This is a genomic window from Microlunatus capsulatus (assembly GCF_017876495.1).
Classification (GTDB): domain Bacteria; phylum Actinomycetota; class Actinomycetes; order Propionibacteriales; family Propionibacteriaceae; genus Microlunatus; species Microlunatus capsulatus.
In genome coordinates, this window is sequence record NZ_JAGIOB010000001.1 from 1,875,198 (window position 1) to 1,902,140 (window position 26,943).

The window sequence follows — 26,943 nt, forward strand, 5'->3', positions numbered from 1 at the left end:
CAGGTCGGGGGTGGCGGTGCGGGCGGGCCCGGGGGCTCAGCCCACGGGGGCGGGGACGGCCGCGGAGGCGGCCAGCGCGGCGTCGTCGACGAAGAGCCGCGGCGCCCGGCAGGCGGCGTAGACCGTCGCGGGCCAGTCGGGGTCGTAGCCGGTGGCCTCGCGCAGCCGGGCCGTGGCCGGGCCCTTGTCGGCGCCGGAGACGAGCAGGACGACCGAGGCGGAGTGCTCCACGATCGTCTGGATGCCGACGGTGACGCCGTGCCGCGGGACGGCGTCGAGGCGGCCGCCGAAGGTGGGGAAGGTGGCCAGGTTGTCCCGGCGCGTGGTGTCGGGCAGGTCGACGACGCGGGTCCGGCTGTCCGCCGGCGAGCCGGGCGCGTTGAAGGCGACGTGCCCGTCGCCGGCGCCGGAGGCCAGCAGGAAGAGGTCGACGCCGCCGGCCGCGGCCAGTGCGTCGTCGTAGCGGGCGGGGTCGTGCGGGTCGGGCACCCAGAGCTGGTCGGCGGGGACGCCGCGCCCGCGTCCGGCGGCCCGGTTGAGCGGGGCGACCACCTGCTCGCGGCCGTAGCGGATGCAGGAGTGCGGGGCCGCGTCGTCCTCGTGGTCCAGGCGCCCGTCGGGTCCCGGGACCAGGTAGTCGTCCATCATGACGACGACGAGGTGGCCGACGTCCAGGCCGCGGCGGGCGACCAGCGCGGCGAGGGCCTGGTAGGTGCTGGCGGCGCTGCGGCCGCCGGGGCAGCCCAGCAGGTAGGACCGGCCGGCCGCCCGGGAGCGCTCCAGCCCGTCGGCGACCAGCTCGGCGGCGCGCTGGCCCAGGGCCTGCGGGTCGGCGAAGACGTCGGCGGCGACGCGCACGCTTGGCTCCTCGGGATCGGCGGACCGGGGAGCACCCCGGACAGCGCGAAGGTACCAATTAGACCAATCAGGGTCAAGGTCGTCGGCCCCGGCGGCCCGGACGAGGTGGTTACCCTGAGCCCGTGCGCGACTCCGGTGCCTCGATGCAGACGTACCAGCAGCTGGCGGACGCCCTGCGGCACGGCGTCTTCGCCCCCGGCACCCGGCTGCCCGCCGAGCGCGCCCTGGCCGCCCGGTTCGGCGTCTCCCGCGTCACCGTCCGCAACGCCCTCGGCCGGCTGGCCGAGGAGGGCCGGCTGGAGAGCGTGCTGGGCAGCGGCTGGTTCGTCGCCCCGCAGGTGGTCGGGGAGCCGCCGAGCGTCCTGCAGACCTTCACCGAGATGGCCCACGCCCGGGGGCTGCGGCCGACGTCGCGCGTGCTCACCCAGCGCGTCCGTCCCGCGACCCTGGCCGAGGCCGAGCAGCTGGGCACCGCCCCGGCGGCCGAGGTGCTGGAGGTGGTGCGGCTGCGGGGCATGGACGAGACGGTGATCTGCCTGGACGAGACCGTGCTGCCCCTGTCGGTGGCCGACGGCCTGGTGCACGCCGACCTCACCGACCGCTCGCTCTACGCCGAGCTGGAGGCCCGGTGCGGGCTGCGGGTCGAGCGCTCCGCCTACGCGGTGCACGCCGAGGTCGCCGACGCGACCCTCGCCGGCCGGCTGGGCGTCGCCGTCGGCTGGCCGATCCTGGTCGGCGCCGAGGTGGGCTACGTCGAGGGCGGCCGCCCCGTCCTGCTGGGCACCACCCACTACCGCGGCGACTCCTACCGCTTCCAGGCCGACCTCTTCCGCCCGAGCTGAGGGCCGGCGCCGGACGCGAGTGCTGAGAAACCGTCGTCCAGGACGCCCGGAACGGACGGGAACTCAGCACTCGCAGGCGGTCGTCCACAGATCTGCTGCGCGCGGGGCTGCGGGGGCGGTCGGGTGGTGAGTATGAGCGGGTGGTCGAGGTGGTGCGCGGGGAGCGGCGCGGGCAGCGCTGGCAGCGGCTGGCGCACGGGCTGCACGCCGACGGGCCCTGCAGCCCGGAGGACCGGCTGCGGGCCTGGGAGCTCGTGCTCCCGCCGTCGGCCGTCTGGACGCACCTCAGCGCGGCGGCCCTGCGCGGCTGGTGGCTCCCGGCGGACGTCCCGCGGCCCGCCGTCGCCGCCGTCGCCCGCGGCGAGCGGCACCCGCAGCGGCGCGGGCTCGTCGTGCTCCGGCTCGGCGAGCCGCCGGTCGCCGAGCAGGTCCGCGGGTTCGCCGTGGCCAGCGCTCCCGAGACGCTGCTGGCCGCCGCCCGCGACCTGGCCGTGCTGGACCTCGTCCCGCTGGCCGACTCGGCGCTCCGCACGGGCGACTGCAGCCTCGCCGAGCTCACCGCCCTGGGCGCGACCGGCCGGCCCGGGGCCCCGGCCCTGCGTCGGGCTCTGCCCCTGCTCGACCCCCGCAGCGAGTCGGCCTGGGAGTCGGTGATGCGGGTGCTGCACGGGGCGGCGGGGGTCGCCGTCGACCCTCAGCACGTGGTCCGCGACGCCGACGGCCGCTTCGTCGCGCGAGCCGACCTGCAGCTGGTGGGCACCCGACGGCTGCACGAGTACGACGGCGAGGTGCACCGTGACCGGGCCGTGCACCGCGCCGACCTGGACCGGGACCGGCGGCTGCTGGACGAGGGCTGGCAGCGCTACGGCTGGACGGCGGCCGAGGTGCTCCGCGGCGGGGCGCTCATCGCCTCGGCCGACGCCGCCCTCGGCCGCTCCTGGGACGGCCGCCGTCTGCAGGCCTGGCGCCAGCTCGTCGCCGACTCCTGGTGGGGCGCCGCGGGACGCGCACGGGCGGCGGCGCGCTGGGCGGACGAGTGCTGAGAAACCGTCGTCCTGAGCGCCCCGATCCGACGGCTTCCCAGCACTCGCGCAGCCGACGCCGACCGGTCAGTCCAGGGGGTGGGTGGAGGGGTCGGCGAGGAGCCGGTGCAGCTCGCGGCCGAGCTCGGCGGGGGTGCGGGCGGGGAGGGCGAAGACGACGTCGAGCTCGGTGACGCCGAGGCCGTCGATGAGGGTCAGCCGGACGCCGTCGGCGCTGACGGCGGCGACCTGCGCGGCCACCAGCTCGCCGGGGTCGCGGCCGGTGACGTCGGCGGCGAGCCGGAGCAGCTCGGCCGTGTGGTCGGCGTTGAGGTGGCGGGCGACGTCGTAGCCGGCCAGGACGCCGTCCAGCGGGCGGGCGGCCTGCAGGTCGGCGACGGCGACCGGGACGGCGTCGCGCTCCCCCGCCGGGACCACTTGCACCCGGACCAGCTCCAGGGCGACCGGCAGGCCGGCGGTGCCGCAGGCCGGGCCGCAACCGGCGTGCTCGTGGCGGTAGGCGCGGAGCTCGCCCACCAGCTCGTGCGGGCGCGGCGGGCGGGGCCGGCCCACGAGGGTGACGGTCGCCAGGCCCAGCCCGGGCGCCAGCGTGACCGCGACGCCGTGCTGGCCGAGCAGGTCGTCGGTCCGCTCGCGCTCCACCAGCAGCAGCGGCGTCCCGCCGGCCGCGACGAACGGGGCGACGAGCACCTCGCCGGAGGGCTCGAGGCGCCAGCCGGCCGGACCGCCGAGGGCCAGCACGGTGCGGGCCTGCTCGGCCGGCGTGGGGGTGGGGGTCCAGGCCATGCGCTCTCCTCGGTCGGGGGTGGGGCGGGTCAGTCGGACAGCTTGTAGAAGCCGCTGAAGCGGATGTGCTTCTTCGGGTGGCCCCCGGCCACCAGGTGCCGGCGCACGCCGGCCGCCAGCCCGGACTCGCCGACGGCCAGGGCGTAGGCGTCCGGGCCGGGCAGCGGGGTCTGCCGGACGCGCTCCAGGGCGGCGGCCCCGGGCAGGGCGTGGCCGGCCTCGGCCCGCACCACCCAGGTCACCTCGACACCCGGCGGGTGCTCCAGCGGCCGGCGGTCCCCGGCGTCGGGCACCTCGAGGACGGCGCGGCCGTGCGCGTCGGCGGGCAGCGAGGCGAGCACGCCGGCCATCCCCGGCAGGCCGGTCTCGTCGGCCACCAGCAGGACGCCGTCGTGACCCGGGTGCGGGTCCCACAGCACGCCCTGGTCGAGCAGACCCAGCGGGTCGCCGGGCCGGGCGGCCTCGGCCCAGCCCGCGGCCACGCCGTCGACGGCCCCGTCCGGACCCCGGTGCACCACGAAGTCGATGTCCAGCTCGGCGGGCTCGGCGCGGTGGGCGGCGACGGTGTAGTTGCGGCACTCGGGGCGGACGCCGGCGGGCAGCGCCAGCCACTGCGGGTACCAGAGCTCGGTGCCGCTGCTGGGCAGCCGGAAGGTCGCCTGGTCGGGGCGGGGCACGAAGAGCCGGAACCACTGGTCGAAGCCCTGCGGCACGAAGCCGGCCAGCGCCTCGCCGCCGACGGTCACCCGGCGGAAGCTGGGCGAGAGCGTGGTCGTGCGGAGCACCTCCAGCCGCATCGGCGGCTGGTGCGGTCGCGCGGAGCGGGCCATCAGGACAGCGTCTCGGCGATGCGGGGCACGAGGTTCTCCAGCGCGTACCGCTGGGCCCCCACCGTGCCGAGGGAGTAGGCCGAGGCGAGGTCGCCGTCGATCACCAGCGAGCGCCCGTCGGCGACGGCCGGCACCCGGCGGAAGAACCGGTCGTCGGTCAGCTCGGAGCTGTCGATGAAGATCGGGAAGGCGACGACGAGGTCGGCGTCGACCAGGTCGAGCTGCTCGGTGGAGATCGACACGGTGAACCCGGTCGCGCTGGTGTCGAGGGCCGCGACCTCCGGGTTCTGCACGAAGCCGAGGTCCTGCAGGAACTGCACCCGCTCGCTGCCCTCGACGTAGGCGCCCCAGCCCTCGCTGGTCTTGGTGGCGGCCGTGACCGTCTTGCCCGCCCAGTCGGGGTGGGCGGCGCGGGCGTCGGCGAAGGCCTGCTCGAGGCCCTGCTGCAGGGTGGTGGCCTCGGCCGTCCGGCCCAGCGCGGCGGCCACCATGCTCAGCTGCTGCTCGCTGGTGGTCAGGTAGCTGTCGCCGCCCTCGGGGACGCCGACGGTCGGCGCGATCGCCTGCAGCCGGTCGTAGCGCTTCTGGTCGCCCGAGCTCTTGGTGTCGAGGATGAGGTCGGGGTCCAGCGCGGCGATGGCCTCGTAGGACGGCTCCAGCGTGCCGATGATCTCCGGGGCCCGGTCGTACTGGCCCGACGCCCACGGGCCGACGCCCTCGCCGCCGAACTGCAGCCAGTCCGACGCGCCGACCGGCTGCACGCCGAGGGCGAGCGCGGTCTCCGCGTCACCCCAGCCCAGCGCGACGACGCGGGCGGGGGCGCTCTCCACGGTCACGTCGCCGAACTTCGTGGCGACCACGGCCGGGAACGCGCCGCCGCTGGCCGCGGGTGCCGCCTCCGGCTGCTCGGCGTTGTCGGGGTTGGCGCAGCCGGCGAGGGCCAGGGCCAGGGCCAGGACGGCTGCCGCAGGGGCGAGGAGCTTCACATCGACCTTCCGAGAGTTTGGTGAGGCTACCCTAACCACAACTCGCGTCGTTGTCCCGCCGGCGGTCCAGATCCGGCGCCGCGGGCGGTGCGTGCGGGACCGGGGACCACACTGGCGGCATGGATCACCTCTTCGTCGACGGCGTGGGCCCGGTCAGCCGGGTCGGCCTGGGCACCTGGCAGTTCGGCTCCCGCGAGTGGGGCTACGGCGACGGCTACGCCGGCGGGGCCGCGCGCGAGATCGTCGCCCGCGCCCTCGAGCTCGGCGTCACCCTCTTCGACACCGCCGAGTTCTACGGGACCGGCCGCAGCGAGCGCATCCTCGGCGAGGCGCTGGGCGAGAGGCGGTCCTCGGTCGTGGTGGCCAGCAAGCTCTTCCCGGTCGCGCCGTTCGCCCCCGTGATCCGTCGCCGGGAGGCCGGCAGCGCCCGCCGCCTGCAGCTGGACCGCATCCCGCTCTACCAGGTGCACCAGGCCAACCCCGTGGTGCCGGACTCGGTGATCATGCCCGGCCTGCGCCGGCTGCTGGAGGAGGACCGGATCGGCGCCGTCGGCGTCTCCAACTACTCCCTGGACCGCTGGCAGCGGGCCGACGCGGCGCTCGGCCGCCCGGTCGTCAGCAACCAGGTGCAGTTCTCCCTGGCCCGGCCGGAGCCGCTCACCGACCTCGTGCCCTTCGCCGAGCGGGAGAACCGGATCGTGATGGCCTGGAGCCCGCTGGCGCAGGGGCTGCTCGGCGGCCGCTACGGCCCGGACAACCGGCCCGGCGGCGTCCGCGCGGTGAACCCGCTGTTCGGCACCGAGAACCTGCGGCGGATCAGCCCGCTGCTGGACCTGCTCCGCGACGTCGCCACCACCGTCGACGCGCAGCCCGCCCAGGTGGCGCTGGCCTGGCTGCTGGCCCAGCCGCGCGTCGTCGTCATCCCCGGCGCCTCGAGCGTCGCCCAGCTGGAGTTCAACGTGGCCGCCGCCGACCTCGACCTGGGCCACGACGCCGTCGACGCGCTGACCGCGGCCGCGCTGGCCTTCCGGCCGGCCCCGCTCGGCCGGACCCTGGTCGACGGACTGCGGGAGCGCGTCGGGCGCTGACCCGCCCGACCGCCGGGCCTGCGCAATTCCGGTGTGCACGATCCAATAGCGTGACACCCATGACGGCCGCTGAGATCCTCGTCGCGTCGGTGCCGACCCCGTTCGGCTCCGACGGGCGCCTGGACCCGGACGCCGTGCGGATGCTGCTCGCGGACCTCGAGCCCTGCGCGGACGCCGTCCTGGTGGGCGGCACCGCGGGCCAGTTCCCGGCGCTGAGCGACGACGAGCGGTTGCTGCTGTTCGACCTGGCCCTCGACGCGCTGGGACCGGACCGCGTGCTGGGCCACATCGGCGCCCCGAGCCTGGCCCAGGTGCGCCACCTCGCCGACGCCGCGACCGGCATCGGCCTGCGGCGGTTCGTCTGCCTGACGCCCTACTTCCTGCCGGTCGACGGGGCCGCGGTCCTGGAGTGGTACCGGGACGTCGCGCGCGCGGTGGAGGACGGCGAGCTGCTGGTCGCCCTGAACCCCGAGCGCACCGGGGTGGCGGTGTCCCCCGCCGCGGCGGCCCTGCTCACCGCGGTCGACGGGGTGAGCGGGCTGACGGTCGGGGGCACGGCCGCGGCCCGGACCTCCGCCTACGCGGCCGCGCTCCAGCCCGGCCAGCGGCTGTGGTCGACCGAGGAGACGGCGCTGCCGCGGGTGCTCGCCGAGGGCGGGCACGGCGTGGTCTCGGCCGCCGCGAGCGCCTTCCCCGCGCTGTTCGCCCGGCTGCGGGGCGCCGTCCGCGACGGCTCGGACGCGACCGGGCTGCAGGACCTCGTCCGCGAGGCCGTGGCCGCGGTGAGCGCGCTGCCCGGCCTGCACCTGGCCCTGAGCCTGCGCTCGGGCCACCCGTGGCGCTCCCGGATGCCGGGGCCGACGCTGCCGCCGGGCAGCCGGGACGCCGTCGCCGGGCTGCTGCGCCGGGTCGACGACGCGACCGGGTCCGACCGCACCGGCTGAGCGGCCCTCAGCCCAGCGCCATCGACCAGCGGACCCGGGTCCCGCGCCCCTGCGCACCGGGCCCGAGGTCCAGGCCGCCCCCCAGCCGCTCGGCGCGCACGCGCAGGTTGCCGAGCCCGCTGCGCCGGGTGCCGGACCCCAGGCCCCGCCCGTCGTCCTCCACCACGAGCACGAGCGCGTCCGCCGTCGCCTCGACCAGCACGGCCACCCGGGTGGCCGCCGCGTGCCGGGCGACGTTGGTCAGCGACTCCCGCAGGACCGCCCGGAGGTCGCCGACGGCGGCCAGCGCGGCCGGGTGCTCGAGGTCCCCGCGCAGCTCCAGCTCGACCCGGGTACCCAGCACCGGCTCGACGTCGGCCACCACCTCGCCGACGGCGGCCCGGACCGAGACCGGGGTCGCGGCGACGAACTGGAGGTTGAAGATCGTGGCCCGGATCTGCCGGATGGTCGCGTCGATGGCGGCGACGTCACCGCGCAGGCGGTCCTGCAGGGCGCCCGGACCGAGGCGCGAGGCCGCGCTCTGCAGGCTCAGCCCGGTGGCGAAGAGCTGCTGCACCACGTGGTCGTGCAGGTCCGCCGCGATGCGCTCGCGCTCGACCGCCGCCTCCAGGCGCTGCTCGGTGGTCCGGATCCGGGCCAGCTCCAGCGCCACGGTGGCCTGGGAGGCGAAGTCGGCGGCCGCGGCCAGGTCGGCGGGTGCGAAGGGCGGCCGGCCCGGGTGCCGGCTCAGCACCACCACCCCGGGGCTGGCGTGCGGGCTCGGCAGCGGGACGGCCATCTCCGGGCCGGCGTCGACGTGGCCGTGGCCGCTGCACGGGTCACCCGGACCGCCGACCAGGCCGCGGCCGCTCCGGAACACCGCGCCCGCCAGGGTCCCCGCGGCGGGTGCGGAGCGGCCCTCCAGGTGTTCGGCGCCCTCCCCCGCGGCCACCACCACGCGGAGCGCGGCCGCGTCGTCCGGGTCCGGCACGCACAGGGTGACGGTGCGCGCCCCGGCCACCTGCTCGACGGCGCGGGCCACGGCCCGCCAGACCTCCAGCTCCCCGGCGTAGCCGCTCAGCAGGTCGCGGCTGATCGCCGCCGCGGCCCGGAGCCACCCCCGCTCCGTGCCCTCGTCCCCCGGGTCGTCCAGACGCTCGGCGCCCGTCATGGTGCAGCCTCTCCACTCGTCCCCGAGGCCGTCCCCTGCCGCGGAGTCTAGCCGCGCCCGGGCGGCGCTCCGGCCGCCACGAGGGGCAGCGCGGGGCTCTGCGCGCCGACCCCCGTCAGGGGCCCGGGTCAGCGGTCTTACATTGTTCGCGTCGATATGAGTTTCCCGTCTCCGGAGCGGGAGCAGCCCGGTCACCGGGGCCTCGCCGCCGGAGCCGGGCAGAGCAGCGGAGGAGGACGTCGATGTCACCGACGACGGTCGACGAGGAGAAGCCCATCAGGAGCCTGATCCCCGTCCGGATGGACCGCATGCCCTGGTCGAGGTTCCACTGGATGGTGATCCTCGGTCTGGGCACCGCGTGGATCCTGGACGGCCTGGAGATCCAGATCGTGGCCTCCGGCGGGTACGCCAAGAGCCTGGACATGAACGCGACGGAGATCGGGCTCACCGCGACGATCTACCTCGTCGGCCAGGTGGCCGGGGCGCTGTTCTTCGGGCGGCTGACGGACAAGCTGGGTCGCAAGCGGCTGTTCGTCCTGACCCTCGCGCTCTACCTGGTCGGCTCGGCGGCCGCCGGTCTGGCGCCCAACGTCTGGATCTTCTGGTTCTTCCGGTTCGTCTCCGGGATGGGCATCGGGGGCGAATACTCCGCGATCAACTCCGCGATCGACGAGCTGATGCCCGGCAAGTACCGCGGCCGGGTGGACCTGGCCATCAACGGCACCTACTGGGCCGGGGCCATGATCGGCTCGCTGGCCAGCTTCTACTTCCTGGACACCGAGCGGTTCGGCGAGAACGTCGGCTGGCGGATCGCGTTCTTCATCGGCCCGGTGCTCGGCCTGGGCATCATCTACCTGCGCCGGCACATCCCGGAAAGCCCCCGCTGGCTGGTGACGCACGGCCGGGGCGAGGAGGCCGAGGCGATCGTCTCGCGCATCGAGCACGACGTCGCGGCGCAGGGCCACCAGCTGCCGCACCTCGAGGACTCCCAGGGCTGGTGGATCAAAGCGCACGAGGGCGTCACCTTCAAGCAGCTGCGCTACGTGTTCCTCAAGCTCTACCCGACCCGGACGTTCCTCGGCCTGACCCTGATGATCACCCAGTCGTTCCTCTACAACGCGATCTTCTTCACCTCCGCCACGGTGCTGCAGCACTTCTACGGCAAGACCTCGAGCAGCGCGGCGCTGTACTTCTTCCCCTTCGCCATCGGGAACCTCGCCGGCCCCCTGCTGCTCGGCCGGCTGTTCGACACCGTGGGCCGCCGCAAGATGATCGGCGGCTCCTACGCGCTGGCTGCGGTCGTGCTGTTCCTCTCGGCGGTGCTGTTCAAGGCCGACGTCCTGACGGCCGGCACGCACACGCTGCTCTGGTGCATCTCCTTCTTCTTCGCCTCCGCCGGCGCCTCCGCGGGCTACCTGACGGTCTCGGAGATCTTCCCGCTGGAGGTCCGCGGCCAGGCGATCTCGTACTTCTTCTCGATCGCCCAGCTGTTCGGCGCCCTGGGCCCGGTGATCTTCGGGGCGCTGATCGGGGAGGGCACCGCGCGGGGCCCGCTGTTCTGGGGCTACGTGATGGCGTCGGCGATCATGCTCTTCGGCGGGCTGGTGGCCTTCAAGTTCGGCGTGGACGCCGAGGGCAAGGCGCTGGAGGACATCGCCCCGCCGCTCAGCACCTACGACGAGCAGGGCAACCAGCTCACGAAGCTGCCGGTGTAGGGGGGCGGACGTGAGCGAGCAGCGGACGGAGCGGCCCTACACGGTCGTGGTCGGCGTCAGCGCGACGTCGAAGTCCCCCACCGCGCTGGCGTGGGGGCAGGCCCAGGCGGAGCAGAACGGCGGTCGCCTGGTCGCCGTCCGGGCCTGGCGGATGCCGAACCCGCAGGCCACGCCCTCGGGCACCCCGGCGGGCCGGATCTCCCGCGAGCAGGAGGTCGAGGAGGCCGCCCTCGCCTCGCTGCGCGCCGACGTCGAGGCCACCCTCGGGACCGGTCACGACGCCGAGGTGCAGCTGGTCCGGGGCGGCAAGTACGGCGTCCTCGTCAAGGCCGCGGCCGGGGCGGACCTGCTGGTGGTCGACGCCCCCCGGCAGCTGCTGGCCGGGCCGATGTTCGCCCACCGGCTCGTGTACGCCGCCTCCTGCCCGGTGGTGGTGATGCCGCCGCACGTGTCGGGCGAGCCGCCGTCGGTGCTCAACCGGGTCGCGCGGTCGGTCGGGCGCAGCGTGGTCACGGCCGCCGGCACCGCGGGCCGGCCCGGCTACCGCCGCCCGATCGGGCCCTGAGCGCACCCCGGCCGTGACGACCGGCCCCGTCGAGACCTCGGTCCGGCGGGGCCGGACCACGTCCCGACCCCCGGCTCCGGCGGCCGGACCGGGGGCCCGCGACTACGCTGCTGCGAGCCCACCAGGGGTGCAGCACCGGACCAGGAGAGGGGGGCGCGGTGAGCGACCCGTCCCGCCCCGGCCACCCGGCGCCAGCCGAGCCGAGCGCGGCCGCCGTCCGCCGCTGGCGGCAGTACCTCGCCGACGAGCGGGCCGAGGCCGCCGTCTACCGCGACCTCGCGACCCACCGGAGCGGTGAGGAGCAGCAGATCCTGCTGGCCCTCGCCGACGCCGAGGGCCGCCACGAGGCGCACTGGCTGGCCCTGCTGGGCGAGCGCGCCGGCCGGCCCCGCCGGGCCGACCTGCGCACCCGGGTGCTGGGCTTCCTGGCCCGCCGCTTCGGCTCGGTGTTCGTGCTGGCGCTGGCCCAGCGGGCCGAGGCCCGCTCCCCCTACGACGCCGACGCCGACGCCACGGCGGCGATGGCGGCCGACGAGCGGATCCACGAGGAGGTGGTCCGCGGGCTGGCCGCCCGCGGCCGCAACCGGCTCTCGGGCACCTTCCGGGCCGCCGTCTTCGGGGCCAACGACGGCCTGGTCTCCAACCTCTCCCTGGTGCTGGGGGTGAGCGCGAGCGGCGTCGCGACGAGCTACGTGCTGCTGACCGGCCTGGCCGGGCTGCTGGCGGGCGCGCTGTCGATGGGCGCCGGGGAGTACGTCTCGGTGCGCTCCCAGCGCGAGCTGCTCGAGGCCTCCACCCCGGACCCGCAGGCCCGCACCGCGCTCCCCCACCTCGACCTCGACGCCAACGAGCTGGCCCTGGTCTACCGGGCTCGCGGGATGGAGCCCGAGGAGGCGGAGGAGCACGCCGCGGAGGTGCTGGGCCGGCCCGTGCCCGACGTCGCCGACGCCCCGGCCGTCGCCCCGCCCGACGACGTCGACGAGCACGAGGCGATCGGCACCGGCCTGGGCGCGGCCGTCTCGAGCTTCTGCTTCTTCGCCTCCGGTGCCGTCATCCCGGTGCTGCCCTACCTGCTGGGGCTCTCGGGGCTGACGGCCGTCGTCGTCGCCGCCGTGCTGGTTGGGGCGACGCTGCTGGCGACCGGCGCGGCCGTCGGCCTGCTGTCGGGGGCGTCCCCGCTGCGCCGGGGGCTGCGGCAGCTGGCCATCGGCTACGGTGCCGCCGGCGCCACCTACCTGCTGGGCCTGCTGCTGGGCACCGGAGCGGTCTGACGCCGGAGGCCCGGACGTGGCAAGGTGGGGACGAGGAGGTGGCCCGGTGGAGGAGCCCGACCAGGTGCGCGTGCTGCGCCAGCTGGCCCAGGTGGTGGCCGGCTCGGCGCCCGACGCCCCGCTGTCGCTGCGGCTCTGCCTCGCGTGCACCACCATCCTCGACGTCCAGGGCGGCTCCCTGACGCTGGCCTACGACGAGCCGGGCCGCACCACGCTGTGCGTGACCGACGAGCACGCCGCGCGCCTGGAGGACCTGCAGGAGGTGCTCGGCGAGGGCCCCAGCTTCGCCGCCTCGCGCGAGGACCGGCTGGTCGCCGTCACCGTCGACGACGGGGCCGACGACCGCTGGCCGCACTTCGCCGAGGCGGCCCGCGAGGCGCTCGGCGGGCCGTGCACCGTCGTGGCCGTCCCCATCAGCCCCGGCGACCGCCCCCTCGGCGTCGCCACCTTCTACCGGCGCCGGCCCGACACCGCGCTGCCGCTGCCCCCGCGGACCGTGCAGCTGCTGGTCGACGCCGTCGGGGTGGCCCTCACCCAGGCCGACGCGGGCGACGAGGCGCTGCAGGAGCGGGCGGGCTCGTGGGGCGAGCGGTCCCGGATCAACCAGGCCGTCGGGATGGTGATGGCGCAGCTGCGGGTCCGGCCCGACGACGCCCTGGCCCTGCTGCGGGCGCACGCCTACGCCCACGCGGCGTCGCTGCCGCAGATCGCCGCCGACGTGCTCGAGCGGCGCCTGGACTTCACGGTCGTCGACGGCGGCGACCCGGCGGAGGAACGGCACGGGGAGGAGGAGCGATGACCGCGCAGACCCTGGCGCAGGCCTACGCCGACGCGGCGCAGCGGCTCGCAGGCCGGACGGACGTGCTCGGCAACGCGGTCGCCCTGCTGCAGGATGCCGCGGCCCTGCTGGGCGGGGAGGCGGCCGGCCTGCTGGTGCGGCGGGCCGACGGCGGGCTGGAGCTGGTGGCCTGCACCTCGCACCGGGCGACCGAGCTCGAGCTCTACGAGAAGCAGGAGCGGGTCGGGCCGTGCGTCGAGGCGATCAGCACCGGCCGGCTGGTCGCGGCGGGACCCGACGACCTCGCCGCCCGCTGGGACGGCGTGGGGCGGGCGGTGCTCGACGCCGGCTACCGCCGCGTCGAGGCCTTCCCCGTCTTCTGGCACGAGGACGTCCTCGGCGCCCTCAACGTCTTCCGGACCAGTGACGACCCGCTCCCGCCCGACGGCGAGCGCACGGGCGCGACCTTCGCCACCATGGCGGCGCTGCTGCTGGCCCGGCCCGCCGACCTCAGCGTCGGCACCGTCCAGCAGCAGGTGCTCGAGGCGCTGGAGAGCCGGGTGGTGGTCGAGCAGGCCAAGGGGGTGCTGTCCTACCTGTGGAAGGTGGACATGGAGCAGGCCTACCGGCTCCTCGTCCAGGCCGCCGCCGACCAGGGGCGACCGCTCACCGAGGTGGCGACGCGGATCCTGCGGGACGCCTCGCGGCGGGAGGACGAGCCCCGTGAGCCGTAGCGGCGTCGGTGACGCGCACGACGAGGCCGGGACGGCGCTGGCCGACCTGATGGCGACGGTGGCCGCGACGTTCCACCAGCCGGTGCCGCTCGCGGAGCTGCTCGGCACCATCGTCCGCGCCGCGCAGGAGACCATCCCGGGCGCCGAGCAGGCCGGCATCTCGCTCACCCACGCCCACGGCCGGATCGAGACGGTCGCCGCGACGGACCCGGTCGTCGAGCGCATCGACGCCGTCCAGTACGGCCTGCGCGAGGGGCCGTGCGTCGACGCCGTCCGCAGCCGGCGGCAGAGCTGGAGCAACCACCTGGGCCAGGACGTCCGCTGGCCCCGCTTCGGCCCGCAGGCCGAGGTGCTGGGGGTCCGCTCCCAGATGGGCGTCGCGCTGTTCGACGAGCCCGACGTCGTCGGGGTGCTGAACCTCTACTCCTCGCGGGCGGGCGCCTTCGACGACCAGACGCCGGCCGTCGCGGCGATCTTCGCCACCCACGCCGCGCACGCGCTGGGCCGGACGCTGCGGCTGGACCAGCTGAACGAGGCCCTGGCCTCCCGGCGCGCGATCGGCATCGCCATCGGGCTGCTGATGGAGCGCTACCAGCTCAACGAGCAGCGCGCGTTCGAGTTCCTCGTCCGCACCTCCCAGACCGGGAACGTCAAGCTCCGCGACCTGGCCGAGCAGCTGCTCGCCGAGGCCGACCGGCGCGCCCGGCCCCGCGGCTGAGCTCAGATCTGGGCGCGCCCCTCCTGCACGACCCGCCGCCAGCCCGGGCCGCGGTCCAGCACGAACGACAGCACGAGCATGCCGGCGGCCAGCGCGACGTGCAGCACGTTGTCGGCGTCGTCGAGGGGGACGACGTTGGCCTTCGACTCGTAGTCGACGACCACGCCGTAGAAGAAGAGCGCGGCGTAGACGAGGCCGCCGTAGAAGAGGTAGTTCCGGGCCCGCAGCGGGGTGCGGGCCAGCAGCAGCCCGGCGACGCCGAGGCCGAGGTGCAGCACGTTGTGCAGCACCGACACCTGGAACAGGCCCAGCAGCTGGGCCTGGGAGTGGTGGCCGGCGAAGGACAGCTGGTCGTAGGACGTCGTCACCCCGGGCACGAACCCGAGCACGCCGACCAGCACGAAGACGGCGCCGACCACGAGCGCCCCCTTCTGGACCGCCGCGCGTCCCGGCGGGGTCTGGTCGTCGACGGTGTGGCTCACGGGGGCTCCTCCGGTGGTGGCTGAGGCACCGCGGGCGCGCTGCTCTGCCCCCTCCCCTACCCAGCGGGGGCGGGCTGCACCGCTCAGCCGAGCGGGACGCCCTGGACGACCTCGTCGACGTCGAGCGCACCGGTGGTCAGCCGGGCGGCGACGTCGTCGAGGGTGGTGCCGTTGCCGTAGGCGTAAGCCCGCAGCAGGGCCAGGGCGTCGGGGTTCGTCAGCGACGAGGCCACCATGACCACGCCCACGGCGCCCCACACGTCCATCCGCCCGTGCACCAGGTCGGTGTCCAGCCAGACGGGCATGGTGATGCCGGCCGCGTCCTCCCCGACCGGGGCCCCGGCCAGCATCGCGGCGACGGGGCTGCCCACGCTGGTGGCCAGCTCGAAGAGCAGCTGGGTGTCCATCGGCTCGGCGTCGGTGCGGTAGAGGTCCAGGGCGCCGAGCCGGCGCCCGCCGCGGGGCGGGATCAGCGGCAGCGAGGCCACCGAGCGGTAGGGGGTCTGGCCGACGAACTCGGCGGCGAAGGCGGGCCAGCGCTGGTGCAGGGCGTCCAGCCCGGCGGTCAGCGGCAGCGGCGTCAGGACGGCCTCCAGGCAGGGGCCCTCGCCCAGGGTCGTCTGCAGCCGCTCGGCCCGCAGCGCGACCTCGTCGCTGGCCCCCAGCGGGACCCGCAGGTCCTGGGTGACGGTGATGCCGGCGCCCTCCACCGGCAGCACGGCGACGCAGGCCCGGGCCAGCACCTCGGGGAGCAGGCCGGCGTCGTCCCGGGCGGGGTCGAAGACCGCGGTGACCGCGGCCCGGTAGCGCTCGGCGAGGTCCATCCGCCCGCTCCTCCTGTCGTCCGACGAGACCCGTCCGGGTACCCCGCCGCCACGGGGCCGAAACGGCGCCGGGGCGGGGACGCCCTCCGACCGGGGTGCTCCTGCGCCCTCCATCCGGGGCGCAGGAGCACGTCTCGGGGCCCTCAGGCGGTGATGAAGGCGAGCAGGTCGGCGTCGAAGGCCTGCTGGTAGGGGCCGGCGATGCCGTGCGGCGCGCCCGGGTAGACCTTCAGCGTCGCGTTCGGCACCAGCTCGACGGACTTGAGGGCCGCGGCCGCGATGGGCACGATCTGGTCGTCGTCGCCGTGGGCCAGCAGCACCGGGACGGTGAGCGCCTGCAGGTCGGAGGTGAAGTCGGTCTCGGAGAAGGCCTTGACGCAGTCGTAGGCGCCGGCCAGGCCGACCTGCATGCCCTGGCGCCAGAACTGGTCGCGCTGCCCCTGGGAGATCGTCGAGCCCTCGCGGTTGGTGCCGAAGAAGGCGGCCGAGAGCTCCTGGTAGAACGCGGACCGGTCACCGAGGACGCCGGCACGGATGCCGTCGAACGCCTCGAGCGGGGTGCCCTCGGGGTTGGCGTCGGACTTGACCATGATCGGCGGGACGGCGCCCGCGGTGACGATCCCGGCCACCCGGTCGCCGCCGTGCCGGGCCGCGTAGCGGACGACCTCGCCGCCGCCGGTGGAGTGGCCGACCAGGATGAGGTCGCGTAGGTCCAGCGCCTCGACCAGGGCGGCGAGGTCGGCGGCGTAGGTGTCCATGTCGTTGCCGGTCCAGGTCTGGGACGAGCGGCCGTGGCCCCGGCGGTCGTGGGCGATGGCGCGGAAGCCGTGGTCGGCGACCAGCTTCATCTCCACGTCCCAGGCGTCGCCGTTCAGCGGCCAGCCGTGGCTGAAGAGGACGGGCTGGCCCGAGCCCCAGTCCTTGTAGAAGATCTCGGCGCCGTCGGCGGTGGTGATGTAGGGCATGGGTCCTCCTCGTGCGGTGCCCCGGGGGCGGTCCCCGGGACGGCGGTGCGGTCGTGCGGTGCTGCGGCGACGCTGCCGCGGGTGGTCGTGGTCCAAGTGGTGGTCGTGGCTCAGGGGCTCGCCGGCCAGGGGTCGCAGGACAGAGCGGCCAGCGGGTCCGGCCGCGGACGGGTCGGGTCGAGGGCCCCGAGCACGTCGTCGGCGAGGGTGGACGTCGTCCCGGCGGGCCGGTCGCGGACGCCGTCGGCCAGCAGGGCGGCGAACCGCTGCGGGAACCGGTGCCGCGGGTGGGCCGCGAGCAGGGCGCGGACGGCCTCGGGCTCCACCTCGGCCAGCCCGTCGCCGCGGAGGTCGGCGTCGACGCCCGCCGCGACCAGCGCCACCTCCGGCTCCAGACCGGCCGGCACCTCGGGCGTCGTGTGCAGGGCGACGGCGAGCCAGACGGCCCGGGCGTCGGCGTGGCTGCGGCCGGCCTCCAGCAGGAACTGCCGGGCCAGCTCGGCGCCGTCCAGCTCGAAGCGGCGGCTGCGGCTGCGCAGCCCCGGCGCCAGCCCGAGGGCGTGGAACATGGCGGCGACGTAGAGCAGCTCGGGGTCGGCGACCAGGCCGCGGCGGCGGCCGCGCAGCGTGCCCAGCACGAAGACCCGGCGCGAGTGGTGGAACAGCACCTCGTCGGCGGTGCCGCGGACCCGCGCCGTCGCCGCGGCCGCGACCGGGCCGTCCGGCACCCGGACGCCGGCGATCCGCTCCACGTGCGTCCTCCCCCGGTTCGGGCCACAATGGCCGGCGGGGCCCCCAGCCGGGCCCTGGTCCCGATCCAACGCCGGCTCGGCGACGACCACCAGGAACAAGCGCACGCACAACTGGGCACGCCCGGGCTGCGTGGGCGTCGGCGAGGGTCGGGAGGACGGCGTGACGCAGGTCGGGTCGCCGCGGGCGGCGGTGCCGGTGGCGGCGCCCGGGACGGACGGGCTCGGCCCGCTGCTCCGCCGGCTGCGGCAGGCCCGTGGCTGGACCCTGGAGCAGCTCGCGGAGCGCTCCGGGGTCAGCGACCGCGCCCTCAGCAACCTCGAGCGCGGCCGCAGCCTCGGCCCGCAGGCCCGGACGGTCACCGCCCTGGCCGACGCCCTCGACCTGGTCGACGACGAGCGCGCGCAGCTGGACGCCGCGGCCGCCGCCGGCCGTCCCCGACCCGGTGCCCCCGCCCCGCTCGGCGGGCTGCCCGCCGACGTCCCCGACTTCACCGGCCGCGCCCGCGAGCTGGCCGCGCTGGACGCCCTGGTCGCCGGCCGGGACGGCGCCGGGCACCCGCACGTGCTCGTCGTCTCCGGTGCCGCCGGCCAGGGCAAGACGAGCGTCGCCGTGCACGCCGCGCACCGGCTGGCCGCCGCGTTCCCCGACGGCCGGCTGTTCCTGCCGCTGCGGGGGCTCGACCCCGAGCCGCTGGAGCCGGACGCCGCCCTCACCCGGCTGCTGCGGGCGCTCGGGGTGCCGGAGCGGCAGGTCCCGGCCGGCGCCGAGGACCGGGCGGCGCTCTACCAGCGCACCCTCGCCGACCGGGCGGTGCTCGTCGTCCTCGACAACGCCGGCTACGAGGCGCAGGTCCGGCCGCTGCTGCCGACGACCGGCCGCTCGCTGGCCCTGGTCACCAGCCGCCGGGTGCTGACCGGGGTGGAGCACGCGGAGCGGCTGGTCCTCGGCTCGCTGGACCCCGCCGACGCCCGCGCCCTGCTGGCCGGCCTGGCCGGTCCTCGCCCGGGCCCCGCGGAGGAGGCGGCGCTGGCGGAGGTGGCGCGGCTGTGCGGCGGGATGCCCCTGGCGCTGCGGATCGCCGGCAACCGGCTGCGCAGCCGGCCCGGCTGGACGGCGGCGGCCTTCGCCGCCCGGCTCGCCGACGAGGACTCCCGGCTGCAGCGGCTGACCGCCGGCGACCTGGGCGTCGAGGGCGCGTTCATGACCTCCTACGACCAGCTCTCCGACCGGGCGCGGGCGACGTTCCGGCTGCTCGCGCTGGTGCCGGGTCCCGACCTCTCGGCCGGCGTCGCGGCCGCGGTCACCGGGACCGACGTCGACGCCGTCGAGCCGGTGCTCGACGAGCTGCTGGAGCTGGGCCTGCTGCACGCGGTGCCCGGGGACCGGTACGGCTCCCACGACCTGCTGCACCTCTACGCCCGGGTGCGGCTGCAGGCCGAGACGTCGGCGGAGGAGAGGGCGGAGGCCGCGGCCCGGCTGGACGACTGGCTGCTGCGCACCGCCGTCGACGCCGGCCGCTGGTTCGAGCCGTCCTGGGCGGCGGCGCCGCCGGTGCCCGACCCGCGCGCCCCGCTGCCCGACGCCGCCGCGGCCCACGCCTGGCTGGAGGCCGAGGCCGTCAGCTGGCTGCCGGCGCTGCGCACCGCAGCCGCGGCCGGCCGGCACGCCCGGGTGGTCGAGGTCGCGGAGGCGATGCACTGGTTCTCCGACCGCTGGGTGTTCTGGGGCCACTGGGACGAGGTGTTCACGCTGTCCCTGGCGGCGGCCCGCGCGCTCGGCGACCCGCACCTCGAGGTCGTGCACCTCAACTACCTGGCCTGGGCGCAGTCGGTCTGCCTGCGCCGCCACGAGCTGAGCCTGGCCACGTCGGCGGAGGCGGCGGCGCTGGCCCGGCGCACCGGGGACGACGCCCAGGCCGGCTGGGCGCTGACCTACGCGGCCTTCGCCGCGGCCCGGCTGGGCGACCCGGCCGCCGTCCTGGCCCGGGCGGCGGAGGCGACGGAGCTCTTCACCGCCACGGGCGACCGCGAGGGCGAGAGCCAGGCCCGGCTGCTGAGCGCCACCGCGATGCGCGACCTCGGCCGGTTCGCCGACGCCGCGGCGGCCGCCCGCGCGCTGCTCGCCGCGCTGGCCGACCCCGAGCGGGCCCCGGCCGCTCCGGTGGCCGCCTTCACCACCGTCCAGGTGCAGCGCCTGCTCGGCCGGCTGCACGAGGCCACCGGCCGGCCCGACGCCGCGGCCGCCGCCTACCGCGCGGCGCTGGCCCAGCCGGCGGCGGCCCTGAGCACCTGGGTGGAGGGGCTGCTCCGGCAGGCGCTGGGCCGGCTGCTGCTGGCCGACGGCGACGCCCCGGCCGCCGCTGCCGACGCCGGCCGGGCCGAGCTGCTGCGGGCGCAGGCGCTGTTCACCGCCGCCGGCAGCCCCGAGCTGGTCGAGGAGACCCGGCGGCTGCTGGTGGGCTGAGCCGTACCCCTGCCTCGCAGCGTCGTGCACGTGCGCCCGATCCGAGAGCTCCGGTGAACCCGTGACGTCCGGGTTACGAGGCGTGGTAGGCCTTGACACGGCTCCCTCCGTGGGATGGGTTGGGGACGCAGTCCTGTCCGGTTCGAGCTTCGGGGTGACGTGCGGAACATCAAGGTCCTGGCCGTGACGGCGCTGCTGGCGTCGCTCTCGGCCTGCTACGCGGTGCAGCTGCCCGGCGCGGCGCCCGCGCGCCCCGACCGGCCCTCGGACCCCGTCGGCGACCGGGCCGTCCGCGCGGGCGGCGACCTCGTCATGGGCCTGTCCGCCGAGCCCGACCGGCTGGACCCCACGACCTCGTCCTCGCTCTACACGCGCTACGTGATGAACAGCATCTGCGAGAAGCTCTACGACATCGACGCCACCGGGGAGCTCGTGCCGCAGCTGGCGACGGCCCTGCCCGAGGTCTCCGACGACGGCCTCACGGTGACGATCCCCGTCCGCGACGACGTCCGGTTCGCCGACGGCACCGACTTCGACGCCGCCGCCGTCCGGACCACGCTGCAGCGCAACCTCACCAAGAAGGACTCCACCCGCAAGAGCGAGCTGGGGCCGGTGAGCAGCATCGAGGCGCCGTCGTCGGACCGGGTGGTGATCACCTACGAGACGCCGTTCGCCCCGCTGGCCGCCTCGCTGGCCGACCGGGCCGGGATGGTCCTGTCCCCCACCGCGCTGGAGGAGCTGGGCGACGACTTCGGCGACCGGCCCACCTGCGTCGGCCCCTTCAAGTTCGTCGAGCGGGTGCCGCAGACCTCGATCCGCGTCGAGAAGGACCCGCTCTACTACGCCGCCGACGAGGTCCGGCTCTCCACCATCACCTACCGGATCATGGCCGACGCCAACATCCGCGCCGCCAACCTGCGCTCCGGCGACATCCAGGTGGCCGACAGCATCTCCACCCAGGACGTCGACGCCCTGGTCGAGGAGCGCGGCATCGGCCTGCTGCAGACGGGCTCGCTCGGCTACCAGGCGATGACGGTCAACGTCGGCAACGTCGACGGGGCCGGGGAGCCGCCGGGTCGGATCGACACCCCGCTGGCGTCGGACCCGCGGGTGCGGCTGGCCCTCGCGCACGCCGTCGACCGCGACGCCCTGGTGAACTCGGTCTTCAACAACTGGTACGAGCCGGCCTGCTCGCCGATCTCGCCCGACTCCCCCTACGCGACCCAGGAGAGCGACGCCTGCCTGCCCTACGACCCGGAGCGGTCGAAGCAGCTGCTGGCCGAGGCCGGCGTCGACGTCCCGTTCCCCATCAGCGTCAAGACCAGCAACACCTCCGAGGCGCTCCGGCTGGCCCAGGCCCTGCAGGCGGCGGTCGCGCCGGCCGGCTTCGCGCTGACCATCGAGCCGGTGGAGTACTCGACGCTGCTGGACGAGCAGAGCGCCGGCGACTTCGACGCGATCCTGCTGGGCTGGTCGGGCCGCATCGACCCGCACGGCAACATGTTCTCGTTCCTGTCCACCGGCGGCGGCAACAACTACGCCGGCTACAGCTCCGAGAAGGTGGACACCCTGCTCAGCCAGGCCGCGCAGAGCACCGACACCGGGACCCGCGCCCGCACCTACGCCCGCGTCGTCGAGCGGGTCCGCGAGGACAACCCGATCATCTACCTGTACCGGGTGCGGAACCTGGCCGCCTACACCGACACGATCGGCGGCGCCGAGGTCTACCCCGACGGCGTGGTCCGGCTCAGCCGGGCGGCCTTCCTCGACGACGGCGGCCGCTGATGGCGCGCTACCTGCTGACCAAGCTGTGGCACGCCGTGATCACCCTGCTGCTGTCGGCCCTCGTCGTCTTCTTCGGCGTCCGCGCGCTGCCCGGGGACCCGGCGCTCGCGCTGGCCGGGGAGGAGGCCAGCCCCGAGACGCTGGCCCAGGTGCGCAGCGACCTCGGCCTCGACCAGCCCGTCATCGTGCAGTTCGGGCACTTCCTGGCCAACCTGGCCCAGGGCGACCTCGGCACCTCGATCCGGACGGGCACCCCGGTGACCGACCTCATCGCCACGACGCTGCCGGTGACCCTGTGGCTCTCGCTCTACGCGATCGTGCTGGCGGTGGTGATCGGCGTCGTCGGCGGCGTCGTCGCCGCGGTCCACCGCGGCCGCTGGCCCGAGTGGGTGGCCAACGGGTTCTCCCTCGCGGGGCTGTCGGTGCCCAACTTCTGGCTGGGGCTGCTCGCGATCCTCTACCTGTCGGTCGCGCTCGGGCTGTTCCCGGCGTCGGGCTACGTGCCGGTCCGCGAGAACCCGCTGCGAGCCCTGTACTACCTGACGCTGCCGGCGGTCATCCTCGGCACCGGGCTCGCCGCCGTCGTCATGCGGCAGACCCGCTCGTCGATGCTGGAGACGCTGAGCACCGACTACGTCCGCACCGCGCGGGCCAAAGGCCTGCCCCGCGGCAAGGTGCTCCGCGACTACGCCCTGCGGAACTCCCTCATCGTCGTCGTGACGATCATCGGCCTGCAGCTCGGTGGCCTCATCTCGGGCGCCGTCGTCACCGAGCGGGTGTTCGGCCTGCCGGGCTTCGGGAAGCTGACGCTGGACTCGGTCTTCACCCGCGACTACCCGGTCATCCAGGCCGTCGTGGTCGTGGTGACGGCGGCCTACATCGTGATCAACCTGGCGGTGGACGTCCTGTACTCCGTCATCAACCCGCGGATCCGGGTCGGAGGTCGGGGCTGATGGCGGTCCAGGTGGTGGGGGACGCCGTCGCGGTCCCCGGCGGCGGGGGCGACCTGGGCCGCAGCCGCGGCCGGGCCCTGCGCAGCCTGCTGCGCAACCCGATGGGCGTGGTCGGCTCGGTGCTGCTGCTGGTCGTCGTCGCCGTGGCGGTGCTGGCCCCGGTGCTCGCGCCCTACCCGCCGACGGAGGTGCACTTCGCGACGCCGTTCCAGCGGGTCGGGACCGAGGGCTTCTGGCTCGGCACCGACGACCTGGGCCGCGACGTGATGTCCCGCGTGTTCTACGGCACCCGCGCCTCGCTGCAGGTCGGGCTGCTCTCGGTCGCCCTGGCCATCGTGCTGGGCACCCCGCTCGGGCTGCTCTCGGGCTACTGGAACTGGCTGGACGCGGTCGTGTCCCGGTTGACCGACCTCATGCTGGCGTTCCCGTTCCTGATCATCGCGGTCGGGCTGGCCGCGATCAACGGCGCGAGCCTCACCAACGCGGCGATCGCGCTGGGCGTCGCGCAGATCCCGACCATGATCAGGGTCGTGCGCGCGGAGACTTTGCGTTGGCGGGAGGCCGACTTCATCGGCGCCGCCCGGGCGCTCGACGCCTCCGACGTGCGGATCATGGGGCAGCACATCCTGCCGAACACCGCCTCGGCGATCATCGTCCAGGCGACCGTGATCATGCCCGTGGCGATCATCGGCGAGGCCACGCTGTCGTTCCTCGGCCTGGGCATCGTGCCACCCGCGCCCAGCCTCGGGATCATGCTCTCCGACGCCCAGCAGTACATCTTCCGCTCGCCCGCCGCGGCGGTCATCCCGGGCGTGGCCATCGCGGTCATCTGCCTGGCCTTCAACTTCTTCGGCGACGCGCTCCGCGACGCCCTCGACCCGACGACCTCGAGCAAGGACTGATGTTCACCGCACCCCCCGCGTTCCTGACCCGACCCGACCTCCGCGGCACCTTCGGGATGGCCGCCACCACGCACTGGACCGCCAGCGCCACCGCGCAGGCGGTGCTGGAGCGCGGGGGCAACGCCTTCGACGCCGCCGTCGCCGCCGCGTTCGTGCTGCACCTGGTCGAGCCGCACCTCAACGGCCCGGGCGGGGACATGACGGCCGTGGTCGCCACCGCCGACGACCCCACCCCGCGGGTCCTCGTCGGGCAGGGCCCGGCGCCGCAGGGCGCGACCCTGGAGCACTTCGCCGCGGAGGGCCTGGACCTGGTGCCCGGCGCCGGCGGGCTCGCCGCCGCCGTACCCGGCGCCGTCGACGCGTGGCTGCTGCTGCTCCGCGACCACGGCACCTGGGAGCTGGCCGACGTCTGGGCCTTCACGATCGACTACGCCGAGCGGGGCTACCCGCTGGTGCCGCGGGTGGGCGCCACCGTCGCCTCGGTGCGCGAGCTGTTCACCGACCACTGGACCACCTCGGCGAACTTCTGGCTGGTCGAGGGGCAGCCGCGGCCCGCGTCGGAGCTGATGACCAACCCGGCCTACGCCCGGGTGCTGCGCGGGATGCTCGACGCCGGCCGTGACGCCGGCACCCGGGAGGAGCGGGTCGACGCCGCACGCCACGAGTGGCGCACGGGCCTGGTGGCGCGGACGGCGACGGCGTTCCTGGCGCAGCCGCACCGGCACTCCGACGGCCGCGACCACGCGGGCGTCCTCACCGAGGCCGACCTCGCCGCCCACACCGCCACCTGGGAGCCGGCGACCACCGCGGAGTTCCGGGGCTGGACGGTGGCCAAGACCGGCGCCTGGGGCCAGGGTCCGGTGCTGCTGCAGGCGCTGACCATCCTCGACGGCTACTCCGACGACGAGCTCGACCCGCAGACCGTCGAGGGCGCGCACCACCTGCTGGAGGCGCTCAAGCTGGCCATGGCCGACCGGGACGCCTACTACGGCGACCCCGACGTCGAGGCTGGCGAGCGGCCCGTGCCGCTGGACGTGCTGCTGTCGGCCGGGTACGCGGCGAGCCGGCGGGCGCTCATCACCGACCGGGCGTCGACGGAGGTGCGGCCCGGCGAGGTGCCGGGGTACCCCGCCTACCACGCCCCGCTGGCCACCGACTCCCCCGACCCCGGTGCTGAGGGCGTCGGCGAGCCGACGGTCTCCAAGGCGGGCGAGACCCGGGGCGACACCTGCCACCTCGACGTCGTCGACCGCTGGGGCAACATGGTCGCGGCCACGCCGTCGGGCGGCTGGCTGCAGTCCAGCCCGCACATCCCCGAGCTCGGCTTCTGCCTCGGGTCGCGGATGCAGATGGCCTGGCTGGACCCCGCCTCGCCCTCCGTGCTGCGGCCCGGCCGCCGGCCGCGGACCACGCTCACCCCGACGCTGCTGCTGCGCGACGGCGTCCCGGTCTCGGTGCTCGGCACCCCGGGCGGCGACCAGCAGGACCAGTGGCAGCTCGTCTACCTGGTCCGGGTGCTGGTCGGCGGCTACACCCCGCAGCAGGCCATCGACGCACCGAGCCTGCACACGACGGCCATGGCCGGCTCGTTCTGGCCGCGGACCTGGACGCCGGCGGGCGCCGTCGTCGAGGACCGGCTGGGCGAGGACGTCATCGCCGGCCTGGAGGCCCGCGGCCACCAGGTGACCCGGGCCGGCGACTGGTCGCTGGGCCGGCTGTCCGCCGTCGTCCGCGACCCCGCCACCGGTGAGCTGACCGCCGCCGCCAACCCCCGCGGAGGCCAGGGCTATGCCGTCGGACGCTGAGGGCGCCACCCCGCCCGTGCTCGCGGTGCACGGGCTGGAGGTGGCCTACCGGACCGACGGCGCGCTGCGCACCGTGCTGCACGGCGCCTCGTTCACCATCGAGCCCGGGCAGCGGGTGGCGATCGTCGGCGAGTCGGGCTCGGGCAAGTCGACGACGGCCGCCGCCGTGCTGGGGCTGCTGCCCGGCTCGGGCCGGGTGACCGGCGGCCGGATCGAGTTCAAGGGCGAGGACATCACCCGCCCGTCGGCGACCCGGCTGGCCAGCCTCCGCGGCCGCGAGATCGGCCTCGTCCCGCAGGACCCGATGTCCAACCTCAATCCGGTGCTCAAGGTGGGCCGGCAGATCGCCGAGACCCTGGCCGCGCACGGCCTGGCCACCGGCGAGCAGGCCCGCACCCGCGCCGTCGAGCTGATGGGCGAGGCCGGCATCCCCGACGCGGCCCGCCGCGCGAAGCAGTACCCGCACGAGTTCTCCGGCGGCATGCGGCAGCGGGTGCTGATCGCCATCGGGCTGGCCTGCCAGCCCCAGCTGCTGATCGCCGACGAGCCCACGTCCGCCCTCGACGTCACCGTGCAGCGGCAGATCCTCGACCACCTCGAGGAGCTGCGCGCCGCCCGCGGCACCTCGCTGATGCTCATCACCCACGACCTCGGGCTGGCGGCCGACCGCGCCGACCAGGTGGTCGTCATGTCGAAGGGGCGGATCGTCGAGGCCGGGCCGGCCGGGGAGATCCTCCGCCGCCCGCAGGCGGAGTACACCCGGACGCTGGTCGCCGCCGCCCCGTCGGTCGGGGCCGCCCGGCTGCAGGCGTCGGGGTCCGCCGGCGCCTCCTCCGGGGCGGTGACCGCGGTGCCGCGGCCGGGTGCCGCGGGCGACGGTGCGCGCGCGGAGGACGCGGACGCCGACGACGTCGTGCTGGACGTCCAGCACCTCACCAAGCACTTCAAGCTGCGCGGCCAGCGCGGCCAGCAGGTCGTCGCCGTCGACGACGTCAGCTTCGCCGTCCGGCGCGGCACGACGACGGCGGTGGTCGGCGAGTCCGGCTCGGGCAAGACGACGACCGCGCAGATGGTGCTGGGCCTGGAGACCCCGACCTCGGGCGAGGTCCGGGTCCGCGGCCAGGTGGTCGAGGCCGCCCGCGGGGCGCAGCGCCGCGCCATCCGCCGGGCGATGCAGCCGGTGTTCCAGGACCCCTACGCCTCGCTCAACCCGACGTTCTCCATCGAGCGGATCATCGACGAGCCGCTGCGCGTCTTCCGCGTCGGCGACCGGCAGCAGCGCCGGCGCCGGGTGGCCGAGCTGCTCGACCAGGTGGCCCTGCCGCTGACCCTGGCCCAGCGCCGGCCCAACGAGCTGTCCGGCGGGCAGCGGCAGCGGGTCGCCATCGCCCGGGCGCTGGCGCTCGACCCCGACGTCGTCGTCTGCGACGAGGCCGTCTCGGCGCTCGACGTGCTGGTGCAGGACCAGACGCTGACCCTGCTCAACGACCTGCAGGACCGGCTGGGCCTGACCTACCTGTTCATCACCCACGACCTGGCCGTGGTGCGGCTGATCGCCGACGAGGTGCTGGTGATGAAGGAGGGCCGGGTGGTGGAGGCGGGTACCGTCGACCGCGTCTTCGCCGACCCGCAGACCGAGTACACGCGCAGCCTGCTCGACGCCATCCCGGGCGCCGAGTTCTTCGCCGAGCAGCGGGGCTGAG

At 75.9% G+C, this 26,943-nt stretch carries 25 protein-coding genes; 16 read left to right on the forward strand and 9 right to left on the reverse strand.

Annotated features, from left to right (window positions below; translation table 11 throughout):
* Positions 1–36: 36 nt before the first annotated feature.
* On the reverse strand, positions 37–858 hold the full coding sequence (locus tag JOF54_RS08600) for a 6-phosphogluconolactonase (protein ID WP_210054764.1): 822 nt from the start codon (positions 856–858) through the stop codon (positions 37–39).
* 122 nt (positions 859–980) lie between these two features.
* Between JOF54_RS08600 and JOF54_RS08605 the strand changes: the two genes are divergently transcribed.
* Positions 981–1,700 (forward strand): GntR family transcriptional regulator, encoded by a 720-nt coding sequence (locus tag JOF54_RS08605; RefSeq protein ID WP_307803971.1) that lies wholly within the window; start codon positions 981–983, stop codon positions 1,698–1,700.
* A 140-nt stretch (positions 1,701–1,840) separates the two neighbouring features.
* On the forward strand, positions 1,841–2,743 hold the full coding sequence (locus JOF54_RS08610) for a hypothetical protein (RefSeq protein ID WP_210054766.1): 903 nt from the start codon (positions 1,841–1,843) through the stop codon (positions 2,741–2,743).
* A gap of 66 nt (positions 2,744–2,809) precedes the next feature.
* Here the strand turns inward: JOF54_RS08610 and JOF54_RS08615 are convergent, their stop codons facing one another.
* Genes JOF54_RS08615 through JOF54_RS08625 form a run of 3 tightly spaced genes read right to left on the reverse strand, consistent with a single transcriptional unit; the run spans position 2,810 to position 5,345 of the window.
* The gene (locus JOF54_RS08615) at positions 2,810–3,529 is read right to left on the reverse strand and encodes a DUF2470 domain-containing protein (RefSeq protein ID WP_210054768.1); all 720 of its coding nucleotides are present in this window, start codon (positions 3,527–3,529) and stop codon (positions 2,810–2,812) included.
* Between the two features lie 29 nt (positions 3,530–3,558).
* Positions 3,559–4,359, reverse strand: a complete 801-nt coding sequence (locus JOF54_RS08620) for a siderophore-interacting protein (protein ID WP_210054770.1) — start codon at positions 4,357–4,359, stop codon at positions 3,559–3,561.
* Entirely contained in the window at positions 4,359–5,345 is a 987-nt protein-coding gene (locus tag JOF54_RS08625; protein ID WP_210054772.1) for an iron-siderophore ABC transporter substrate-binding protein, read from the reverse strand. The genes JOF54_RS08620 and JOF54_RS08625 overlap by 1 nt, the downstream gene beginning before the upstream one ends.
* 119 nt (positions 5,346–5,464) lie before the next feature.
* Between JOF54_RS08625 and JOF54_RS08630 the strand changes: the two genes are divergently transcribed.
* Together JOF54_RS08630 and JOF54_RS08635 are read left to right on the forward strand one after the other, a co-directional pair.
* Positions 5,465–6,433, forward strand: a complete 969-nt coding sequence (locus JOF54_RS08630; protein WP_210054774.1) for an aldo/keto reductase — start codon at positions 5,465–5,467, stop codon at positions 6,431–6,433.
* 59 nt (positions 6,434–6,492) lie between these two features.
* Positions 6,493–7,377, forward strand: a complete 885-nt coding sequence (locus tag JOF54_RS08635) for a dihydrodipicolinate synthase family protein (RefSeq protein ID WP_210054776.1) — start codon at positions 6,493–6,495, stop codon at positions 7,375–7,377.
* Positions 7,378–7,384: 7 nt separating this feature from the next.
* Here the strand turns inward: JOF54_RS08635 and JOF54_RS08640 are convergent, their stop codons facing one another.
* Positions 7,385–8,527: a sensor histidine kinase gene (locus JOF54_RS08640; RefSeq protein WP_210054778.1), complete on the reverse strand. Its 1,143-nt coding sequence runs from the start codon at positions 8,525–8,527 to the stop codon at positions 7,385–7,387.
* Between the two features lie 242 nt (positions 8,528–8,769).
* On the opposite strand from JOF54_RS08640, the gene JOF54_RS08645 reads away from it, so the two are divergent.
* From JOF54_RS08645 to JOF54_RS08670, 6 genes are all read left to right on the forward strand, one after another.
* Positions 8,770–10,242 (forward strand): MFS transporter, encoded by a 1,473-nt coding sequence (locus tag JOF54_RS08645; RefSeq protein ID WP_210054780.1) that lies wholly within the window; start codon positions 8,770–8,772, stop codon positions 10,240–10,242.
* 10 nt (positions 10,243–10,252) lie between these two features.
* Positions 10,253–10,807 carry a universal stress protein gene (locus JOF54_RS08650; protein WP_210054782.1) on the forward strand — a complete coding sequence of 185 codons (555 nt, stop codon included), beginning with the start codon at positions 10,253–10,255 and terminating at the stop codon, positions 10,805–10,807.
* 158 nt (positions 10,808–10,965) lie between these two features.
* Positions 10,966–12,078 (forward strand): VIT1/CCC1 transporter family protein, encoded by a 1,113-nt coding sequence (locus JOF54_RS08655; RefSeq protein ID WP_210054784.1) that lies wholly within the window; start codon positions 10,966–10,968, stop codon positions 12,076–12,078.
* A gap of 46 nt (positions 12,079–12,124) precedes the next feature.
* The gene (locus JOF54_RS21875; protein ID WP_210054786.1) at positions 12,125–12,877 is read left to right on the forward strand and encodes an ANTAR domain-containing protein; all 753 of its coding nucleotides are present in this window, start codon (positions 12,125–12,127) and stop codon (positions 12,875–12,877) included.
* Positions 12,874–13,590 carry an ANTAR domain-containing protein gene (locus JOF54_RS08665; RefSeq protein ID WP_210054788.1) on the forward strand — a complete coding sequence of 239 codons (717 nt, stop codon included), beginning with the start codon at positions 12,874–12,876 and terminating at the stop codon, positions 13,588–13,590. The genes JOF54_RS21875 and JOF54_RS08665 overlap by 4 nt, the downstream gene beginning before the upstream one ends.
* A complete protein-coding gene (locus JOF54_RS08670) occupies positions 13,580–14,308 on the forward strand; it encodes a GAF and ANTAR domain-containing protein (RefSeq protein WP_210054790.1) in 729 nt (242 codons plus the stop codon). Before JOF54_RS08665 ends, JOF54_RS08670 begins: the two co-directional genes overlap by 11 nt.
* Positions 14,309–14,310: 2 nt before the next feature.
* Here the strand turns inward: JOF54_RS08670 and JOF54_RS08675 are convergent, their stop codons facing one another.
* The 4 genes from JOF54_RS08675 to JOF54_RS08690 all read right to left on the reverse strand — a co-directional run bounded on the left by JOF54_RS08675 (position 14,311) and on the right by JOF54_RS08690 (position 17,331).
* Entirely contained in the window at positions 14,311–14,790 is a 480-nt protein-coding gene (locus JOF54_RS08675; protein ID WP_210054792.1) for a DUF4383 domain-containing protein, read from the reverse strand.
* An 83-nt stretch (positions 14,791–14,873) separates the two neighbouring features.
* Positions 14,874–15,614, reverse strand: a complete 741-nt coding sequence (locus JOF54_RS08680) for a GAF and ANTAR domain-containing protein (protein WP_210054794.1) — start codon at positions 15,612–15,614, stop codon at positions 14,874–14,876.
* A 143-nt stretch (positions 15,615–15,757) separates the two neighbouring features.
* Positions 15,758–16,579 (reverse strand): alpha/beta fold hydrolase, encoded by an 822-nt coding sequence (locus tag JOF54_RS08685; protein ID WP_210054796.1) that lies wholly within the window; start codon positions 16,577–16,579, stop codon positions 15,758–15,760.
* Positions 16,580–16,689: 110 nt separating this feature from the next.
* Positions 16,690–17,331, reverse strand: coding sequence for an HD domain-containing protein (locus JOF54_RS08690; protein WP_210054798.1), 642 nt, complete (start codon positions 17,329–17,331; stop codon positions 16,690–16,692).
* Positions 17,332–17,491: 160 nt separating this feature from the next.
* Here JOF54_RS08690 and JOF54_RS08695 point away from each other — a divergent pair, with 160 nt between their 5' ends.
* The 6 genes from JOF54_RS08695 (at position 17,492) to JOF54_RS08720 (ending at position 26,942) form a co-directional block, all read left to right on the forward strand.
* Positions 17,492–19,795 carry a helix-turn-helix domain-containing protein gene (locus JOF54_RS08695; protein WP_210054800.1) on the forward strand — a complete coding sequence of 768 codons (2,304 nt, stop codon included), beginning with the start codon at positions 17,492–17,494 and terminating at the stop codon, positions 19,793–19,795.
* A 159-nt stretch (positions 19,796–19,954) separates the two neighbouring features.
* Positions 19,955–21,580 carry an ABC transporter substrate-binding protein gene (locus JOF54_RS08700; RefSeq protein WP_210054802.1) on the forward strand — a complete coding sequence of 542 codons (1,626 nt, stop codon included), beginning with the start codon at positions 19,955–19,957 and terminating at the stop codon, positions 21,578–21,580.
* Entirely contained in the window at positions 21,580–22,533 is a 954-nt protein-coding gene (locus JOF54_RS08705; protein ID WP_210054804.1) for an ABC transporter permease, read from the forward strand. Before JOF54_RS08700 ends, JOF54_RS08705 begins: the two co-directional genes overlap by 1 nt.
* The gene (locus JOF54_RS08710; RefSeq protein WP_210054807.1) at positions 22,533–23,435 is read left to right on the forward strand and encodes an ABC transporter permease; all 903 of its coding nucleotides are present in this window, start codon (positions 22,533–22,535) and stop codon (positions 23,433–23,435) included. Before JOF54_RS08705 ends, JOF54_RS08710 begins: the two co-directional genes overlap by 1 nt.
* Complete coding sequence (locus tag JOF54_RS08715; protein ID WP_245358024.1) at positions 23,435–25,240, forward strand: gamma-glutamyltransferase family protein; 1,806 nt, start codon at positions 23,435–23,437, stop codon at positions 25,238–25,240. Before JOF54_RS08710 ends, JOF54_RS08715 begins: the two co-directional genes overlap by 1 nt.
* Complete coding sequence (locus JOF54_RS08720) at positions 25,224–26,942, forward strand: dipeptide ABC transporter ATP-binding protein (RefSeq protein WP_210054808.1); 1,719 nt, start codon at positions 25,224–25,226, stop codon at positions 26,940–26,942. The genes JOF54_RS08715 and JOF54_RS08720 overlap by 17 nt, the downstream gene beginning before the upstream one ends.
* Position 26,943 lies beyond the last annotated feature (1 nt).

Coding starts and splice junctions, on each gene's coding strand:
- JOF54_RS08705 (WP_210054804.1), top strand. CDS start 21,580: ATGGCGCGCTACCTGCTGACCAAGCTGTGGCACGCCGTGATCACCCTG.
- JOF54_RS08680 (WP_210054794.1), bottom strand. CDS start 15,614: ATGGACCTCGCCGAGCGCTACCGGGCCGCGGTCACCGCGGTCTTCGAC.
- JOF54_RS08630 (WP_210054774.1), top strand. CDS start 5,465: ATGGATCACCTCTTCGTCGACGGCGTGGGCCCGGTCAGCCGGGTCGGC.
- JOF54_RS08715 (WP_245358024.1), top strand. CDS start 23,435: ATGTTCACCGCACCCCCCGCGTTCCTGACCCGACCCGACCTCCGCGGC.
- JOF54_RS08620 (WP_210054770.1), bottom strand. CDS start 4,359: ATGGCCCGCTCCGCGCGACCGCACCAGCCGCCGATGCGGCTGGAGGTG.
- JOF54_RS08615 (WP_210054768.1), bottom strand. CDS start 3,529: ATGGCCTGGACCCCCACCCCCACGCCGGCCGAGCAGGCCCGCACCGTG.
- JOF54_RS08635 (WP_210054776.1), top strand. CDS start 6,493: ATGACGGCCGCTGAGATCCTCGTCGCGTCGGTGCCGACCCCGTTCGGC.
- JOF54_RS08720 (WP_210054808.1), top strand. CDS start 25,224: ATGCCGTCGGACGCTGAGGGCGCCACCCCGCCCGTGCTCGCGGTGCAC.
- JOF54_RS08645 (WP_210054780.1), top strand. CDS start 8,770: ATGTCACCGACGACGGTCGACGAGGAGAAGCCCATCAGGAGCCTGATC.
- JOF54_RS08685 (WP_210054796.1), bottom strand. CDS start 16,579: ATGCCCTACATCACCACCGCCGACGGCGCCGAGATCTTCTACAAGGAC.
- JOF54_RS08710 (WP_210054807.1), top strand. CDS start 22,533: ATGGCGGTCCAGGTGGTGGGGGACGCCGTCGCGGTCCCCGGCGGCGGG.
- JOF54_RS08665 (WP_210054788.1), top strand. CDS start 12,874: ATGACCGCGCAGACCCTGGCGCAGGCCTACGCCGACGCGGCGCAGCGG.
- JOF54_RS08640 (WP_210054778.1), bottom strand. CDS start 8,527: ATGACGGGCGCCGAGCGTCTGGACGACCCGGGGGACGAGGGCACGGAG.